Annotated in this window: 12 protein-coding genes, 1 tRNA gene and 1 pseudogene; 9 read left to right on the top strand and 5 right to left on the bottom strand. The window is 68.3% G+C overall.

Annotation, left to right across the window (positions count from 1 at the left end; translation table 11 throughout):
• Positions 1-25 precede the first annotated feature (25 nt).
• The 3 genes from IEZ03_RS32610 (at position 26) to IEZ03_RS32600 (ending at position 3,751) form a co-directional block, all read left to right on the top strand.
• Positions 26-598, top strand: a complete 573-nt coding sequence (locus tag IEZ03_RS32610) for a type 1 glutamine amidotransferase domain-containing protein (protein ID WP_184886097.1) — start codon at positions 26-28, stop codon at positions 596-598.
• A gap of 89 nt (positions 599-687) precedes the next feature.
• A complete protein-coding gene (gene pyk / locus IEZ03_RS32605) occupies positions 688-2,118 on the top strand; it encodes a pyruvate kinase (protein ID WP_184886095.1) in 1,431 nt (476 codons plus the stop codon).
• A 247-nt stretch (positions 2,119-2,365) separates the two neighbouring features.
• Positions 2,366-3,751 (top strand): alanine/glycine:cation symporter family protein, encoded by a 1,386-nt coding sequence (locus IEZ03_RS32600; RefSeq protein ID WP_184886093.1) that lies wholly within the window; start codon positions 2,366-2,368, stop codon positions 3,749-3,751.
• Positions 3,752-3,814: 63 nt separating this feature from the next.
• Here the strand turns inward: IEZ03_RS32600 and IEZ03_RS32595 are convergent, their stop codons facing one another.
• Both IEZ03_RS32595 and IEZ03_RS32590 read right to left on the bottom strand, forming a co-directional pair.
• Entirely contained in the window at positions 3,815-4,570 is a 756-nt protein-coding gene (locus IEZ03_RS32595) for a helix-turn-helix domain-containing protein (RefSeq protein WP_184886091.1), read from the bottom strand.
• A gap of 142 nt (positions 4,571-4,712) precedes the next feature.
• Positions 4,713-4,799 (bottom strand) — tRNA-Leu (locus tag IEZ03_RS32590).
• Positions 4,800-4,888: 89 nt separating this feature from the next.
• Here IEZ03_RS32590 and IEZ03_RS32585 point away from each other — a divergent pair.
• From IEZ03_RS32585 to IEZ03_RS32565, 5 genes are all read left to right on the top strand, one after another.
• The gene (locus IEZ03_RS32585) at positions 4,889-5,491 is read left to right on the top strand and encodes an ANTAR domain-containing response regulator (protein ID WP_373293717.1); all 603 of its coding nucleotides are present in this window, start codon (positions 4,889-4,891) and stop codon (positions 5,489-5,491) included.
• Positions 5,492-5,615: 124 nt separating this feature from the next.
• On the top strand, positions 5,616-6,923 hold the full coding sequence (locus IEZ03_RS32580) for a branched-chain amino acid ABC transporter permease (RefSeq protein ID WP_184886089.1): 1,308 nt from the start codon (positions 5,616-5,618) through the stop codon (positions 6,921-6,923).
• 12 nt (positions 6,924-6,935) lie between these two features.
• Positions 6,936-7,928 carry a branched-chain amino acid ABC transporter permease gene (locus tag IEZ03_RS32575; protein WP_184886087.1) on the top strand — a complete coding sequence of 331 codons (993 nt, stop codon included), beginning with the start codon at positions 6,936-6,938 and terminating at the stop codon, positions 7,926-7,928.
• A 121-nt stretch (positions 7,929-8,049) separates the two neighbouring features.
• Entirely contained in the window at positions 8,050-8,868 is an 819-nt protein-coding gene (locus IEZ03_RS32570) for an ABC transporter ATP-binding protein (protein ID WP_132053970.1), read from the top strand.
• Between the two features lie 3 nt (positions 8,869-8,871).
• Positions 8,872-9,636: an ABC transporter ATP-binding protein gene (locus IEZ03_RS32565; protein ID WP_132053964.1), complete on the top strand. Its 765-nt coding sequence runs from the start codon at positions 8,872-8,874 to the stop codon at positions 9,634-9,636.
• A 204-nt stretch (positions 9,637-9,840) separates the two neighbouring features.
• On the opposite strand, the pseudogene IEZ03_RS32560 reads toward IEZ03_RS32565, so the two are convergent.
• From IEZ03_RS32560 to IEZ03_RS32550, 3 genes and pseudogenes are all read right to left on the bottom strand, one after another.
• A pseudogene (locus IEZ03_RS32560) lies at positions 9,841-10,199 on the bottom strand (helix-turn-helix domain-containing protein); the annotation flags it as partial.
• 106 nt (positions 10,200-10,305) lie between these two features.
• Positions 10,306-11,568 carry an ABC transporter substrate-binding protein gene (locus IEZ03_RS32555; RefSeq protein WP_184886085.1) on the bottom strand — a complete coding sequence of 421 codons (1,263 nt, stop codon included), beginning with the start codon at positions 11,566-11,568 and terminating at the stop codon, positions 10,306-10,308.
• Positions 11,569-11,863: 295 nt separating this feature from the next.
• Entirely contained in the window at positions 11,864-12,217 is a 354-nt protein-coding gene (locus IEZ03_RS32550) for a PaaI family thioesterase (RefSeq protein ID WP_229808728.1), read from the bottom strand.
• A 126-nt stretch (positions 12,218-12,343) separates the two neighbouring features.
• Here IEZ03_RS32550 and polA point away from each other — a divergent pair, with 126 nt between their 5' ends.
• Positions 12,344-15,034: a DNA polymerase I gene (polA, locus tag IEZ03_RS32545; protein ID WP_184886083.1), complete on the top strand. Its 2,691-nt coding sequence runs from the start codon at positions 12,344-12,346 to the stop codon at positions 15,032-15,034.
• Positions 15,035-16,145 lie beyond the last annotated feature (1,111 nt).

Below are 16,145 nucleotides of genomic sequence, written 5' to 3'. Positions count from 1 at the left end.
AACCACCGATAACTGGAGGAAAGCCATGTCGAGCAAGGATCTCGAGGGCAAGAGCATCGCGTTCCTCTGCGCCCCCGAAGGCACCGAGCAGGTCGAGCTCACCGAACCCTGGGCGGCCGTCGAGCAGGCCGGCGGCACCCCCCGCCTGGTCTCCACCCAGTCCGGCCGCCTCCAGGCGTTCGACCACCTGGAGGCGGCCGACACCTTCCCCGTAGACACCACCGTCGAGGTCTCCGACCACAACGAGTTCGACGGCCTCGTGCTGCCCGGCGGCGTCGCCAACCCGGACTACCTGCGCATGCAGCCCAAGGCCGTGGAGTTCGCCAGGTCCTTCTTCGAGGCGGGCAAGCCCGTCGCGGTCATCTGCCACGCCCCATGGACGCTCATCGAGGCCGACGTCGTGCGCGGCCGCACCATGACGTCCTTCCCGAGCGTCCGGACCGACCTGCGCAACGCGGGAGCGACCTGGGTGGACGAGGAGGTGAAGGTCTGCGAGGCCGGGCCGAACGTGCTCGTCAGCAGCCGGAAGCCGGACGACCTGAAGGCGTTCTGCCGGGCCGCCGTCGAGGTGTTCAAACGAGGACCGAATGTGGTCTAGACCTCTGACCTAGACCAATCGGTGAACCCGTGGCGACCATGTCCTGCACGAATATCCGTACCCGCGAGTAACTAAGTACGGTTGTGCACGTGACCCGTCGAGCGAAGATCGTCAGCACCATCGGCCCGGCCTGCTCCAGCACCGAGCAGATCAACGCCCTCGTCGAAGCCGGCATCGACGTCGCCCGGCTCAACATGAGCCACGGCGACCATGCCGTCCACGAAGAGGTCTACCACCGCATCAGGGCCGCCGCCGACGCCACCGGGCGCGGCGTCGGCATCCTCGCGGACCTCCAGGGCCCCAAGATCCGCATCGGACGGTTCCCCGACGGACCGGTACGCCTCACCCTCGGCGACGAGTTCACCATCACCACCGACGACGTCCCCGGCACCCGCCGCGAGGTCTCCACCACCTACCAGGGGCTGCCGGGCGACGTCGGCCCGGGCGACAGCATCCTCATCGACGACGGCCGCGTCGCCCTCAAGGTCACCGCCGTCGACGGCCCCCGCGTCCAGACCACCGTCACGGTCGGCGGCATGGTCTCCGACAACAAGGGCCTCAACCTCCCCGGCGTCCCGGTCAGCGTCCCCGCCCTCACCGAGAAGGACGAGCAAGACCTCCGCTGGGCCCTGCGCCTCGGCGTCGACCTCGTCGCCCTCTCCTTCGTCCGCACCCCCGCCGACGCCGACATCTGCTACCAGATCATGGAAGAGGAAGGCGTCCGCGTCCCCCTCATCGGCAAGATCGAGAAACCGCAGGCCGTCGAACGCCTCCCCGAGATCGTCGCCGCCTTCGACGGCATCATGGTCGCCCGCGGCGACCTCGGCGTCGAACTCCCCCTCGAACAGGTCCCGATGGTCCAGAAGCGCGCCATCGAACTCTGCCGCGAGAAGGCCCGCCCCGTCATCGTGGCGACCCAGATGCTCGAATCCATGATCTCCGCGCCGCGGCCCACCCGCGCCGAGACCTCCGACGTCGCCAACGCCGTCTTCGAAGGCGCCGACGCCGTCATGCTCTCCGGCGAGACCAGCGTCGGCCAGTACCCCATCGAATCCGTCCTCACGATGAGCCGCATCGTGCAGACCGCCGAGCAGGCCGCGCTCCAGGCCACCCACACCCTCGAACGCATCCCCGAGACCGTCGGCGGCGCCATCGCCCGCGCCGCCGCCGAGGTCGGCGCGATCGTCGGCGCCGAGGCCCTCGCCGCCTTCACCATGTCCGGCGAGACCGCCCGCCGCCTGTCCCGCTACCGCTCGCCGATCCCGCTGCTCGCCTTCACCTCCGTCCCCGCCGTCCGAGGCCGCCTCGCCCACGTCTGGGGCGTCGAGACGTTCATCGTCCCCCACGCCGACCACACCGACGCCATGTTCGGCCAGGTCGAACAGGCCCTCCTCGAGATCGGCCGCGTCCAGAAGGGCGACAAGGTCGTCGTCGTCGCCGGCTCGCCCCCCGGCACCACCGGCTCCACCAACCTGCTGCGCGTCCACGCCATCGGCGACGCCATCACCGTCCACACCTGAGCACCCACCAGGCCAACCACCCCGCCGGGCACCGCGCGAACCGCACCCTCGCGCGGTGCCCGGCCCCTTTCCGCCCGGTCACCGTCAGGTCTCGATTCCACCTCGCTCCGAAAACGCGGCCCACCAGGGTCAAGACCCGAAAAAAGTGGAAGGACGATCTCGTAACGGGTGATCGAGACCTCTTCTCACAGGGCGGCCCGTCACCTACGGTCCGGATGTTCGAGCCGCTCCCCTGATCGGTGGTGTGATGGACGTCGACGAATTCTTGGGTGATGCCAGCAGCTTCATCTGGGGCCCCTGGCTCCTGATCCCGCTGCTGCTGCTCACCGGCCTCTACCTGACCCTTCTCCTCCGCGGCCTCCAGGTCCGGCACTTCCGCCTCGCCTTCCGCCTCGCGTTCCGGAAATCCGACACCGAGGCAGAAGGCGACATCTCCCATTACCAGGCCCTCTCCACCGCCCTCGCCGCCACCGTCGGCGTCGGCAACATCGCCGGTGTCGCGACCGCCATCGCCCTGGGCGGCCCCGGCGCCGTCCTGTGGATGTGGTTCACCGGCATGGTCGGCATGGCCACCAAGTACAGCGAGGCGTTCCTCGGCGTCCGCTTCCGCCGCACCGACGCCGCCGGCGAGCAGGGCGGCGGCCCCATGCACTACCTCCGGCACGGCATCAAGGGCCCGGTCGGCCTGATCCTCGGCGGCTTCTTCGCCGTCGCCGGCGCCCTCGCCGCGTTCGGCATCGGCAACATGACCCAGGCCAACACCGTCGCCGCCAACGTCGAGGAGGAATGGGGCCTCGACCCCGTCATCACCGGCGTGATCATCACCGTGTTCGCCGGCGCCGTCATCCTCGGCGGCATCAAGAGCATCGGCCGCTTCACCAGCGCCTTCGTGCCCGTGATGATCGTCCTCTACATCGTCGGCGCCGCGGCCGTGCTGGCCTTCAACATCGACGAGATCCCCGCCGCGCTCGGCACCATCTTCACCGACGCGTTCACCGGCACCGCCGCAACCGGCGGGTTCGTCGGGGCCGGCGTCGCCGCCGCGATCCAGTACGGTGTCGCCCGCGGCATCTTCTCCAACGAGTCCGGCCTCGGCACCGGCGGCATCGCCGCCGCCGCCGCGAAGACCTCGCACCCGGTGCGGCAGGCCCTCGTGTCGATGACCCAGACCTTCATCGACACCCTCGTCGTGGTCAGCTTCACCGCGCTGACCATCGTCATCACCGGCGTGTGGAAGGACGCCGGCGAGGACGAGGCCGCCTCCTTCACCGCCCGCGCGTTCGACGAGGGCCTGCCCGGCGACTGGGCCAGCGTCATCGTCACGCTCAGCGTCATCTTCTTCGCGTTCTCCACGCTGCTCGGCTGGTCCTACTACGGGGACCGCTGCGTGGAGTTCCTGTTCGGACGCAAGGCGGTCCTGCCCTACCGCATCATCTTCATCATCATCATCTACGTCGGCGCCACCACCACGCTCACCACCGTCTGGACCTTCTCCGACGTGATGAACGGCCTCATGGCGCTGCCCAACCTGATCGGCCTGCTGATCCTGTCCCCGCTCATCTACCGGGAGACCCGCGACTACTTCCGCGACCGGCCGAAGGAGGAACCGGCCTCCGAGACCGTCGCCAAGTAGCCGGCACGGACACCGAGGCGACGCCGGGCCCGACTGACCCGGGCCCGGCGTCGCCCCGCCCGCTCAATACTTCTGCCCGACGAACTCATCCAGCCGCGCCACCGCCTCCCGCTTCGCGACCGACAGATTTCTCTTGTTCATCTGCGTCCACGCGATTCCCAGCCGATCCAGTGCGTCCGTGAAGAGCCCCTGGATGTCCAGCGAGGCGTTGCTGAAGTCGTAGCGCGGGTACTCGTGCCAACGGTCCCCGGCTTTGGTCTGCCGCCGTACCCGGTTGATGATGCGGCAGCCATCGGAGTGAATAAGGCCCCGGACGAACTCCTCTGAGCACTCTTCCACGATCTTCTGCTGCCACCCCGCCAGCTCGATCTTGCGGTCGTGCTTGCGCCCCGGTCCGTGCTGCGGGAAAAGGCACGGCAGATGCTTGGAGTAGACACCGACGTTCGTGCACCCCGTGATCTTCCGGCGTCCCACCTTGTGGTCGGGCATCACTTTGGCGACCGCCTCTGCGGCCTCGTCGATGAGGCCGGGCCAGGCGTCGGCGCAGGCGATCTCGAGCCGGTAGACGCCCTCGCGGTGGGTCGTGGCGATGTGACCGTCCCCGAGGTAGAGGCCGAGGAGATAGGAGTAGCACCGGCTGTCGAGTTCTCGGCCATGACAGCGCGGGCAGAGCGACCTTCTGGACGCTGCTTTGTCGGGATACTTGCGCCAGTATCCCAAGGTGGAATGCGGAACCCCGGTCTGACGATGGACTTCGGCGAGCGTCAAGCCCGAACTGAGCAGGCGCCGGGCCAGTTGACGTGTTGTTGAGTCATGCATGCCCGCATGATGGCGCCGAGCACTGACAGTTTCCCGGTGGTCACCTTCGGTGGCGAAAGGGGTGACCGCCCGGTTCCCCGGTCAGCAGTGGTGGGCTCGGTCTTCGCTGCGCCTCGTCGTCGACGGGGTTGCGGCTGGTCGATGGTGCCGGGAGCGGGACTCGAACCCGCACGCCCTTTCGGACAAATCCTTTTGAGGGATCAATGTCTGCCAATTCCATCATCCCGGCTTTATTTGGACATGTCCCCTATGTCCAGTTAGCTGCCCCGGCGAGGGGCGGCCCAGACCAGGGTAGCGGGTTTCGGTAGGCTCTTGGGCGTGGAGAGTACGCGGCGGGTCGTGATCGCGGAAGACGAGGCCCTGATCAGGCTTGACCTGAAGGAGATGCTTCAGGAGGACGGCTACGAGGTCGTCGGGGAGGCCGGGGACGGCGAGGCGGCCGTGCGGCTGGCCGGCGAGCTGAAGCCGGACCTCGTGATCCTCGACGTCAAGATGCCGATTTTGGACGGGATCTCGGCGGCGGAGCGGATCTCCGCCGACCGGATCGCGCCGGTGGTGATCCTCACGGCGTTCTCCCAGCGCGAACTCGTCCAGCGGGCCACGGACGCGGGTGCGATGGCCTACCTGGTCAAGCCGTTCTCCAAGACCGACCTCGCGCCCGCGATCGAGATGGCGGTGAGCCGGTACACCGAGCTGCGCGCTCTGGAGGCCGAGGTCGCGGGGCTGCAGGAGCGGCTCGAGACCCGCAAGGTGGTGGATCGGGCCAAGGGGCTGCTGCAGGAGGCCCACGGGTGGTCCGAGCCGGAGGCGTTCCGGTGGATCCAGAAGGCCTCGATGGACCGTCGCCTGACGATGCGCGCCGTAGCCGATACCGTCGTCGAGGAGCTCTCCCGCCAGCGGCAACGTCCTGACCTGGGCTGACGCTAGTCCGTTCTGTCACGTTCTGCGAACGATTCGTTCACGACTCCGCTCCTGCGGCCGCCCCTTTAACAGTGCTTCGCTACGCTCGCCACACATTTCCTGATGTGCGAGTAAAGGAGCCTGTGTGCGCCGAACACTGGCGGCCGCCCTGCTCGCGCTCGCCGCGATCCTGCTGGTCACCCCGGCGGCGTTCGCGGCTGAGGGCGAGGCATTGGCAGGCACGGTGCGAGGTCCCGACCGCAAACCGGTCGCGGACATCGTGATCAAGGTCCAACAGGGCGAGAAGGAGGTCGGCGATGCCACGACCGGGGCCGACGGCAAGTGGCGCGTCGAGGTCCCCGGACCGGGGCGCTACGACGTCAGCCTCGATGTCGGGAGCCTCCCGCAAGGAGTGGTGCCGCGCCGCCAAGGAGGCGAGAAGCTCAGCGCGATCTCGGTGACCGAGGGCCAGGAGCGGAACGTGCTGTTCCCGCTGGCCGCCGCGGGCCAGGCCGGCCAGGGGGCGGACGGCGGAGCCGGCGCCCCCCAGGCCGATACGGGCCCGGGGACGGGTGAGCGGTTCCTCCAGCTGCTGCTGGAGGGCGTCCGGTTCGGCGCCATCATCGCGATCACCTCGGTCGGACTGTCGCTGATCTTCGGGACCACCAAGCTGGTGAACTTCGCCCACGGCGAGATGGTGACGCTGGGCGCGGTGATCGCCTGGTTCCTGAACCTGCAGGGGCCCTCCTGGCAACTGGTGCCGGCGACCTTGGTGGCGGTGGTCGCCGGGGTCGGCATAGGAGGGGCCATCGAACGGGGCATCTGGCAGCCACTACGGCGGCGCGGAGTGGCGCTGATCCAGATGTTCATCGTGTCGATCGGCCTGGCCCTGCTGATCCGGCACGGCGTCCAGGTGTGGTTCGGCGCGGTGGCGCAGCCCTACAACGACTACCAGATCCAGGAGCGGCTCTCGTGGGGCCCGCTGTCGATCACGCCGCGGGACCTGACGATCATCGTCATCTCCTTCGCGGTGCTGGTCCTGGTGGGGCTCGGGCTGCAGCGCACCCGCATCGGGAAGGCGATGCGCGCGGTGGCCGACAACCGCGACCTCGCGGAGTCGTCGGGCATCGACGTCTCCCGGGTGATCTTGTACGTGTGGATGCTGGCGGGCGGTCTCGCGTCGCTCGGCGGGGTCTTCTACGGCGTCAGTGAGAACGTCTCGTTCAACATGGGGTTCCGATTGCTGCTGCTGATGTTCGCCGCCGTGATCCTCGGCGGGCTGGGCACCGCGTACGGCGCGATCGCGGGGAGCCTGGTCGTGGGGATCGTGGCGCAGGTGTCCACGCTGTGGCTCCCGGTGGAGCTGCAGAACGCGTGGGCGCTGGTGGTGCTCATCCTCGTACTCCTGTTCCGGCCTCAGGGGATCCTGGGCCGCGCGGAACGAGTCGGATAGGGGGCGCGGCACATGGACATCATCGACATTCTCCTTTCCGCGCTCCGCGGGGCGTTCGCCCCCGAGGCGGCGGTGTACGCGCTGGCGGCCATCGGCCTCAACGTCCACTTCGGTTACACGGGCCTGCTGAACTTCGGCCAGGTGGGCTTCATGCTGGTGGGGGCCTACGGCCTGGCGATCAGTGTGAGCACGTTCGGCTGGCCGATGTGGGTCGGCGTGCTGGTCGGCCTGCTGTGCGCGGCGGTGCTGGCGCTGCTGCTGGGCCTGCCGACCCTGCGATTGCGGGGGGACTATCTGGCGATCGTGACGATCGCGGCGGCCGAGATCATGCGGCTGGTGTACCGGGCGGAGTTCGCCAACGACGTGACCGGCAGCGTGTACGGGCTGCAGCAGTTCGCGAACCCGTTCTTCGAGCTCAATCCGATTCCGACGGGTTCGTACGGGGTGGGGCGGTTCTCCTACTCCGAGCGTGACCTGTGGGTGATGCTCCTGGGCTGGACGCTGGTCGCGGTCGTGGCGCTCATGGTGTACCTGCTGGTGCACAGCCCGTGGGGCCGGGTCCTGAAGGGGATCCGGGAGGACGAGGACGCGGTCCGCGCGCTCGGCAAGAACGTCTTCGGCTTCAAGATCCAGAGCCTGCTGATCGGCGGTGTGATCGGCGGCCTGGCCGGTGTGATGTTCGCGATCGGCTTCCAGTCGGTGCAGCCGGACACGTTCAACCCCGAGATCACGTTCTTCCTGTGGACGGTGCTGCTGATGGGCGGGGCCGGGCGGGTGCTCGGGCCGATCGTCGGCGCGTGGATGTTCTGGTTCCTGCTGGTGCTGATGGACACCTCGCTCCGGCAGGCGCTCAGCGCGGGGTACATCTCCGACAGCATCCTGTCGCCGTCGGACATCGGCCCGCTGCGCTTCGCGGTGGTGGGCCTGCTGCTCATGCTGATCATGATCTACCGGCCGCAGGGCGTGCTCGGCAGCAGGAGGGAGATGTTGCTCCGTGACCGATGAGCCGAAGGACGTGCAGGGCGCCGCGGATGAGCGCGCCGAGCTGGGCGACAGCGAGATCGTCGAGGCCCGGCAGCTGGCCGAGGAGGCGGTCGAGGAGACCGTCCTGCCGGACGAGTCCGCGTTGGCGGGGCTCACCGGGACGCCGGGCATCGCCAAGCCGGATCCGATCCTCGTCGCCGACGGGGTGAGCCGGGCGTTCGGCGGGCTGAAGGCGGTCGACGTCGGCCACCTGGAGGTCCAGCGCGGGACGATCACCTCGCTGATCGGCCCGAACGGCGCGGGCAAGACGACGCTGTTCAACGTGCTGACCGGGTTCGACCGGGCGGACAGCGGGACGTGGTCGTTCGACGGCCGGCCCGCCGCGGGGCTCGCCGCGCACAAGATGGCCAGGCGCGGCATGGTGCGGACGTTCCAGCTCACGAAGGCGCTGACGCGGCTGACCGTGCTGGAGAACATGAAGCTGGCGGCGGTCGGGCAGCGCGGTGAGAACTTCTTCAACGCGCTGGTGCCGCCGCTGTGGCGTCCGCAGGAGGGCGGGCTGGAGAAGCGCGCCCTGGAGCTGCTCGACCGGTTCAAGCTGGCGCACATGCGCGACTCGTTCGCCGGTGAGCTGTCGGGCGGCCAGCGGAAGCTGCTGGAGATGGCGCGTGCGCTGATGGTGGGCCCGTCGATGGTGATGCTGGACGAGCCGATGGCCGGGGTGAACCCGGCGCTGACGCAGTCGCTGCTCGGGCACGTCCGGGCGTTGCGCGACGAGGGCATGACCGTGCTGTTCGTGGAGCACGACATGGACGTCGTCATGGGCATCAGCGACTGGGTCGTCTGCATGGCGCAGGGGCAGGTGATCGCCGAGGGTCCGCCGGAGCAGATCCGTTCCAACCGGACCGTCATCGACGCCTACCTTGGAACCAGGTACGACGAGCCAGGGGCGAAGGAGTAGCGGATGACGGAGAAGGACGCCGGGGCGGCGGGGCAGGCCGCCCCGGAGCCCCTGCTGGTGGCGGAGAAGGTGGTCTCGGGGTACATCCCCGAGGTCAACATCCTCAACGGCTGCGACCTCACCCTCGCGGAGGGGGAGGTCGTGGCGGTGATCGGGCCGAACGGCGCCGGCAAGTCGACGCTGGTCAAGACGATGTTCGGGCTGATCCCGGTGCGTTCGGGGTCGATCCGGCTGAAGGACGCGCCCATCACGAACCTCACCGCGCACGAGCTCGTGTCGCGGGGGGTCGGGTACGTGCCGCAGACCCAGAACGTGTTCCCCTCGCTCAGTGTCGAGGAGAACCTGGAGATGGGGCTGTACCTGCGGCCGAAGCAGTGGAACAAGCGGTTCGAGTTCGTCTGCGGGCTGTTCCCGCTGCTCGGTGAGCGGCGCAAGCAGAAGGCGGGCGCGCTGTCGGGCGGTGAGCGCCAGATGGTGGCGATGGGCCGGGCGCTGATGATGGACCCGTCGGTGCTGATGCTCGACGAGCCGACCGCGGGCCTGTCGCCGAAGTTCCAGGACGAGGTGTTCGAGCAGGTCAAGCAGATCAACTCGAGCGGCGTGTCGATCGTGATGGTGGAGCAGAACGCGCGGCGCTGCCTGCAGATCGCCGACCGGGGCTACGTGCTGGACCAGGGCCGCAACGCCTACACGGGCACCGGTGCCGAGCTGCTGCACGACCCGAAGGTCATCGAGCTGTACCTCGGCACCCTCGCGAAGGTCGACTGACCGGCCCGGCCGGGCCGGCGCGGTGGCGCCGGCCCGGACCCGGGAGGAGGAGACGGGAACGAGAAGGGCCCCGGCCGATCGGCGGATTCTCGGGGGTCCTCGCAACACCTGGTGGCCTATGTGGTCGTCAGCAGGTCACGCAGGCGCTCGGCTGGGGTTCTCCAGCCGAGCGTTTTGCGTGGTCGGCTGTTGAGTTGCTGGGCGACGTGTTCGAGGTCTGCGGGCGGGTGCGCCCGGTGCGCAGTGCGTGCGCGACCTCGCGGCGCAGCCCGCCACGTGCCTGGACATACCCGCTGGGCCCGATGCGGCCGGTAGACGCCATTGACCGCACGGGCGTCGATCACGCGCTTGACGGTGGACGCCGGCCGTCCCAGCGCCCGTCCGATCGCGCGCAGCGACCGGCCCTCACGGTGCATGTCAGCAAGCATCTCCCGCTCGGTCACCGTGGGGAACCGGGGGTGCAGCCCGGCCTCAACGGCCGCGAGGGACGGCTCTGAGCCATCGGCGTCGGTCGTGGTCACACCGGTCTTGTGGCCGATCCGGCGCCTCGAAGAACCTCGCCTTCAGGACCTCAAAATGCATGATCCCCGCAACTCCCTGAAGATCAGGGTGTTGCGGGGATCATTAGAACCCGCGATCGGCCGGGGCCCTTCTTTGGTGCTGCCGAGGTCAGCTAACCGGCTTGCTCTGCACGGTGTCGATGATCTCGAACTTGCCCTTGTCGTTGTACTCGTAGACCTCGATCTCGGTGGCGCCGGGCTCGCCGGGCTCGGTGAAGTCGAGCGGGCCGCTGGCGCCGTCGTAGTCGATGTCCTTGCCGTCCTTGATCAGGTCACGGCACTGGGAGAACGACGTGCACTTCTCGCCGCCCTTGGTGACCTCGTTCATCTTCGTCTTGAAGACGGCGGGGTCGTCGGACTTGGCGGTCTCGGCGGCCAGGGCCATCACCACGACGCAGTCGTAGACCTGCGGCGCGTACTGGAAGACCTCGAGCTTGGGGTCGAAGGCCTTCAGGCCGTCGGTGAACGTCTTGTTCTCGACGGAGGCGGGGCCGGTGCCCTTGAAGCCCTCGATGACGGACGGGTCGCTCTTGGAGAAGCGCTCCGCCATCTCCTCGTCCTTCATGCCGTCGGCGCTGTAGAACTGGTTCGCCTTGAAGCCGGCCTCGATGAGCTTGGTGCCGAGCTGGGCGCCCTCCTGGAAGGAGATCATGACGACGGCGTCCGGCTTGGCGTCGCGGATCTTGGAGACCGTGGCGTTGAAGTTGGTCGTGTTGGGCTCGTAGGCCTCCATGACCGGCACGGTGCCGCCAACGTTCTCCAGCGCCGCCTTGGTCGCCTCGGCCAGGCCCTTGCCGTAGTCGTCGCCGCGGTAGGCGATGGCGATGTTGGCGTGGCCGTCACCGGTGATGGTGTCGGCGAGGATCGGGCCCTGCAGCACGTCGCTCGGCGCGGTGCGGAAGTAGAAGCCGTCGTCCTGGTAGCCCGTGAACGTCGGCGCCGTGTTGGAGCCCGAGCACTGCACCTTCTGCGCGCTCTTGACCTTGTCGAGCACGGCGAGGGACATGCCGGAGGCCGCCGCGCCGACGATCCCGTCGACGTTCTGGCCCAGCAGGCGGTCGACCGACGCGTTGGCGATCTCGGCCTTGCCGCCCTCGTCGGATCCGACTACCTCGGGCATCGGCTTGCCGAGGACGCCACCGGCCTTGTTGATCTCAGAAATGGCGTACTTGGTGGCCGAGATCTGGGGCGGGCCGAGGTGGGCCAGCTCACCGCTCTCGGGGAAGATGTAGCCGAGTTTGAGCACGCCGTCGCTCTTGCCACCGCCGGCGTTGGAGTCCTCGCCGCCGTCGTCGCCGCCGCCGCAGGCCGCGAGGGCGAGCGCGGCAACGGCGGTGAGTGCCAGGGTGCGGAACCTTCTGCCGCCTTGCATGGGCGTCTCCAGATGTCCGTGGACAGCCTCTTTGCGTCCGTTTGTACAGTGCCACGGAGGCTACTTGACCTGGACGTTCGTGAGGAGACGGCAGTGGGGGTTGCGGCCGAGTCGTGATCTGCTGTGACCGTTTTGTGAAATATGCGAGACGATGATCGCAACACGAAAAGAGGCCCGGGATCACCTTTGGGGCCGTACGCCCCTTACCGGGGCGTACGTTGTCTACTCGGTGGTCCCGGGCCTGTTTCGACCCACGCTACAGACCCGGGGGCGCGCATCGCAAAGAAAGCGCGGATCAACCTTCCGGAGCGTCCCGCAGCATGCAGGTGAGGCGCGCGGTGCAGAGGCGGCGCCCCTCGTCGTCCGTGATCACGATGTCGTAGGTGGCGAGCGTCCGCCCGCCGTGCCTGCGGGTCGCCACGCCCGTCACATGGCCCTCGGTCGCCGACCGGTGGTGCGTGGCGTTGATCTCGATCCCCACCGCGATGCGGCCGGGCCCGGCGTGCAGCGCCGCGCCGGTCGAGCCGATCGACTCGGCCAGCACGCAGGACGCGCCGCCGTGCAGCAGCCCGTACGGCTGGGTGTTGCCCTTGACGGGCATGCGGCCCACCACGCGCTTCGGCGATGCCTCCAGGCACTCGATGCCCATGGCCTTGCCCAGGTCGCCGTACGCGTCCGGTCCGAAGCCGCTCTGGCCCGCGGCGGGCTGCGGCCCGGGAGTGTCAGTCACTTACGCCTCCACAAAACTGTCCTACGCGCAGACTAGGCTCCTGGTGTGGTGACGACAGCAGCGACCCCTGACAAGAGTGACCGGTTCCTCCTGCTCGACGGGCACTCTCTGGCCTACCGGGCGTTCTTCGCGCTGCCCGTGGAGAACTTCTCCACGACCGACGGGCAGCCGACCAACGCCGTGTACGGCTTCACGTCCATGCTCATCAACGTCCTCCGGGACGAGCAGCCCACCCACATCGCGGTGGCGTTCGACCGCTCGGAGCCGACGTTCCGGCACGAGCAGTACGTGGAGTACAAGGCGGGCCGGCAGAAGACGCCCGACGAGTTCCGCAGCCAGGTCAGCCTGATCTTCGAGGTGCTGGACGCGCTGCGCATCCCGCGGCTGTCGGTCGCGGGGTTCGAGGCCGACGACATCATCGCCACGCTCGCCGTCCAGGCCACCCGCGCCGGGATGAAGACCCTCATCGTCACCGGCGACCGGGACGCGTTCCAGCTCGTCGACGACGACGTCACGATCCTCTACCCCGTCCGCGGCGTATCGGAGCTCTCCCGGATGGACCCGGCCGCCGTCGAGGCCAAGTACGGCGTCCCGCCGCAGCGCTACCGCGAGCTCGCCGCCCTGGTGGGGGAGACCAGCGACAACCTGCCCGGCGTGCCGGGCGTCGGCCCGAAGACCGCCGCGAAGTGGCTGACCAAGTACGGCGACCTCGACACCCTCGTCGCCCGGGTGGAGGAGATCAAGGGCAAGGCCGGCGACAACCTCCGCGAGCACCTCGCCCAGGTCCTGCGCAACCACCAGATCAACAAGCTCGACACCGAGGTCGGGCTGGAGCTGACGCCGCCGCAGCTGATCATGGGCCAGTGGGACCGCGAGGAGATCCACACCCTGTTCGACTCGCTGCAGTTCCGGGTCCTGCGCGAGCGCCTTTACTCGACGCTGTCGGCGGCCGAGCCCGAGGCCGACGAGGGCTTCGACGTCGACCTCGACGCCCTGGAGCCCGGCGCGCTCGGCACCTGGCTCGACGCCAACGCGGGCGACCGGCTCGGCATCGCCGTCACCGGAACCTGGGGGCGCGGCACGGGGGAGATCACCGCGGTGGCGCTGGCGTCCAAGAAGGGCCCGGCCGTCCACCTCGACCCCGCGGAACTGATCGAGGACGACGAGCGCGCCCTGGCCGCCTACCTCGCCGACCCCGCCCGGCCCAAGGCGATCCACGAGGCCAAGGGCCCGATGCTGGCGTTCGCGGCGCGCGGCGTGACCCTCGACGGCGTCACCAGCGACACCGCCCTCGCCGCCTACCTGGCGCTCCCCGGCCAGCGGACGTTCGACCTCGCCGACCTGGCGCTGCGCTACCTCCACCGCGAACTGCGCAGCGAGACCGAGGAATCGGGGCAGCTCACCCTCGACGGCTCGGGCGAAGAAGAGGCGGCGCAGGCCCTCGCGGTCCGCGCGCGCGCCGTCACCGAACTGGCCGACGTCCTCGACAAGGACCTCGAGAAGCGCGGCGCCACCCGCCTCCTCAGGGAAGTGGAACTCCCGCTCGTCGGTGTCCTGGCCGACATGGAGCGCGCCGGCATCGCGGTCGACACCGATCACCTCGCGGGCCTGTCGGCGTCCCTCGGCGGCCAGGTCAAGGAGCAGGAGCAGGATGCCCACAGCGCCGTCGGACGCGAGTTCAACCTCGGCTCGCCCAAGCAGGTCCAGCAGGTCCTGTTCGACGAGCTGAACCTGCCGAAGACCAAGCGCACCAAGACCGGCTACACCACCGACTCCGAGGCCCTGACGAACCTCCTGGAGAAGGAGCCCCACCCCGTCCTGGAGCACATCCTGCGCTGGCGCGAGGTCGCCAAGCTCAAGAGCATCGTCGACTCCCTCATCCCGATGGCCGACGACAACGGGCGCATCCACACCACGTTCAACCAGATGATCGCCGCGACCGGCCGGCTGTCGTCCACCGACCCGAACCTGCAGAACATCCCGATCCGCACCGCCGAAGGCCGCCAGATCCGCGAGGCGTTCGTCGTCGGCGACGGCTACGAATCCCTCCTCACCGCCGACTACTCCCAGATCGAGCTGCGCATCATGGCGCACCTCTCCGAGGACGAGGCGCTCCTCGAGGCGTTCGGATCCGGCGCCGACTTCCACACCATCACCGCGTCCCGCGTGTTCGGCCTCCCGCCCGAGCAGATCGACGGCGAACTGCGCGCCCGCATCAAGGCCATGAACTACGGCCTCGCCTACGGCCTTTCCGCCTACGGCCTCTCCCAGCAGCTCCGCATCTCCCCGGACGAGGCCCGCGGCCTCATGGAGGAGTACTTCGAGCAGTTCGGCGGCGTCCGCGACTACCTCCGCAACATCGTCGCCAAAGCCCGCCAGGACGGCTACACCGAAACCATCCTCGGCCGCCGCCGCTACCTGCCCGACCTCAACTCCGACAACCGCCAGCGCCGCGAAATGGCCGAACGCATGGCCCTCAACGCCCCCATCCAGGGCTCCGCCGCAGACATCATCAAGGTCGCCGGCCTCAACGTCCACCGCGCCATCAACACCGCCGGCCTCACCTCCCGCATCCTCCTCCAGGTCCACGACGAACTCGTCTTCGAAGTGGCCCCCGGCGAACTGGAAACCCTCAAAACCCTGGTCAGCACCGAAATGGCCGGCGCCTACGACCTACGCGCCCCCCTCAGCGTCTCGATGGGCACCGGCCGAACCTGGCAGGAAGCCGCACACTAGGTTTATTGCATTGCCCTTGGCGGTCAGGCGCTAGAGCGCCTTCCCTTCGGCGGGCAATGCGTGCGATCGCTGCATCGCTCCGGCTCGCCTAGCGGCTCGCTGCGCGATCAGGTTTCTCGCAGGCTCGAAACCTGCCTTCGGACGCGATCGCGACTGTTCAGGTCGCCGCGTGGTTGCGGTGGTGGCTGGTGCTGCCGCGCGTCTAACCGCATCGCCCTTGGCGGTCAGGCGCTAGCGCGCCTTCGTTCCATGGGCAATGCGGTGCGTTCAGTGCATCGCTTCGTCTCGCCCTGGGGGCTCGCTGCGTGATCAGGTTTCCTGCAGGCTTGTCACCTGCCTTCGGTCGCGATCGCGACCGTTCGCGTCGCCGTTTGATCGCGGTGGTGGTCGCTGTTCTCGCACGTCTGATTGTGTTGGCCTCGGTGGTCAGACCCTGTGGGGCCTTTCCTCCAACGGGAAGTGCGTGGGATCGCTGTACCGCTTCGGCTCACCCTAGGGGTTCGCTGTGCGATCAGGCTTTTCGGCTCGATGTCTGTATCGGTTGCGATCGCGAGGCGTTGGGGTTGTTGTGTGGTGTGGTGTTTGTTGCGTTGCCCTTAGCGGTCAGGCGTTGGAGTGCTTTTTCTTTGCTAGGTATGCGGTGTGGTCGCATGGGTTCGGCTCGTCCTAAGGGGTCGCGGCGCGATCAGGGCTTTCGTGGGCTCGTGACCAGCCTTCGGTCGTGCTTGCGGTGGCCAGGTGGGTGCGTGAGGTGCGGTGTGCTCGGGTGGTGTTTGTTGCACTGACCCTTGGTCGTCCGGCATTGGAGAGCCTTCTTTACCGTCGGCAATGTGTATGAGGGCTGTGTCGCTTTCTAACGCCTTGAGAGTTCTTCGTGGTGTGGGACTTCTTGCGGGGTTGAGAGTTGTCTTCGGTCGTGGTCATGGTGGTTGGGATTGTGTGTGTGGTTGCGGTATTGGCTGGTGAGGTTGTGCGGTGGTTATTGCATTGGGCCCTTGGTGTTGGTTGCTGGGGAGCCTTGGTTGGGTGGCAAAGTGGTTGTTTTCGGTGGGGCATGGGTTTGGGGTGTGGTGGTGTTTCGGGGGTTTGTCTTGGTTGTGGGGGTTGGGGG

The organism is Actinomadura livida (genome assembly GCF_014648675.1).
GTDB classification, from domain to species: Bacteria; Actinomycetota; Actinomycetes; order Streptosporangiales; family Streptosporangiaceae; genus Spirillospora; species Spirillospora livida.
Note: the sequence above shows the minus strand (reverse complement) of the source record. Positions and strands in the feature narration are given on the sequence as shown.

What these genes read in the sequence shown, in the direction of transcription:
- IEZ03_RS32600 (WP_184886093.1), top strand. Translation starts at nt 2,366, where the DNA reads ATGGACGTCGACGAATTCTTGGGTGATGCCAGCAGCTTCATCTGGGGC.
- IEZ03_RS32555 (WP_184886085.1), bottom strand. Translation starts at nt 11,568, where the DNA reads ATGCAAGGCGGCAGAAGGTTCCGCACCCTGGCACTCACCGCCGTTGCC.
- IEZ03_RS32565 (WP_132053964.1), top strand. Translation starts at nt 8,872, where the DNA reads ATGACGGAGAAGGACGCCGGGGCGGCGGGGCAGGCCGCCCCGGAGCCC.
- IEZ03_RS32575 (WP_184886087.1), top strand. Translation starts at nt 6,936, where the DNA reads ATGGACATCATCGACATTCTCCTTTCCGCGCTCCGCGGGGCGTTCGCC.
- IEZ03_RS32595 (WP_184886091.1), bottom strand. Translation starts at nt 4,570, where the DNA reads ATGCATGACTCAACAACACGTCAACTGGCCCGGCGCCTGCTCAGTTCG.
- IEZ03_RS32610 (WP_184886097.1), top strand. Translation starts at nt 26, where the DNA reads ATGTCGAGCAAGGATCTCGAGGGCAAGAGCATCGCGTTCCTCTGCGCC.
- IEZ03_RS32550 (WP_229808728.1), bottom strand. Translation starts at nt 12,217, where the DNA reads ATGGGCATCGAGTGCCTGGAGGCATCGCCGAAGCGCGTGGTGGGCCGC.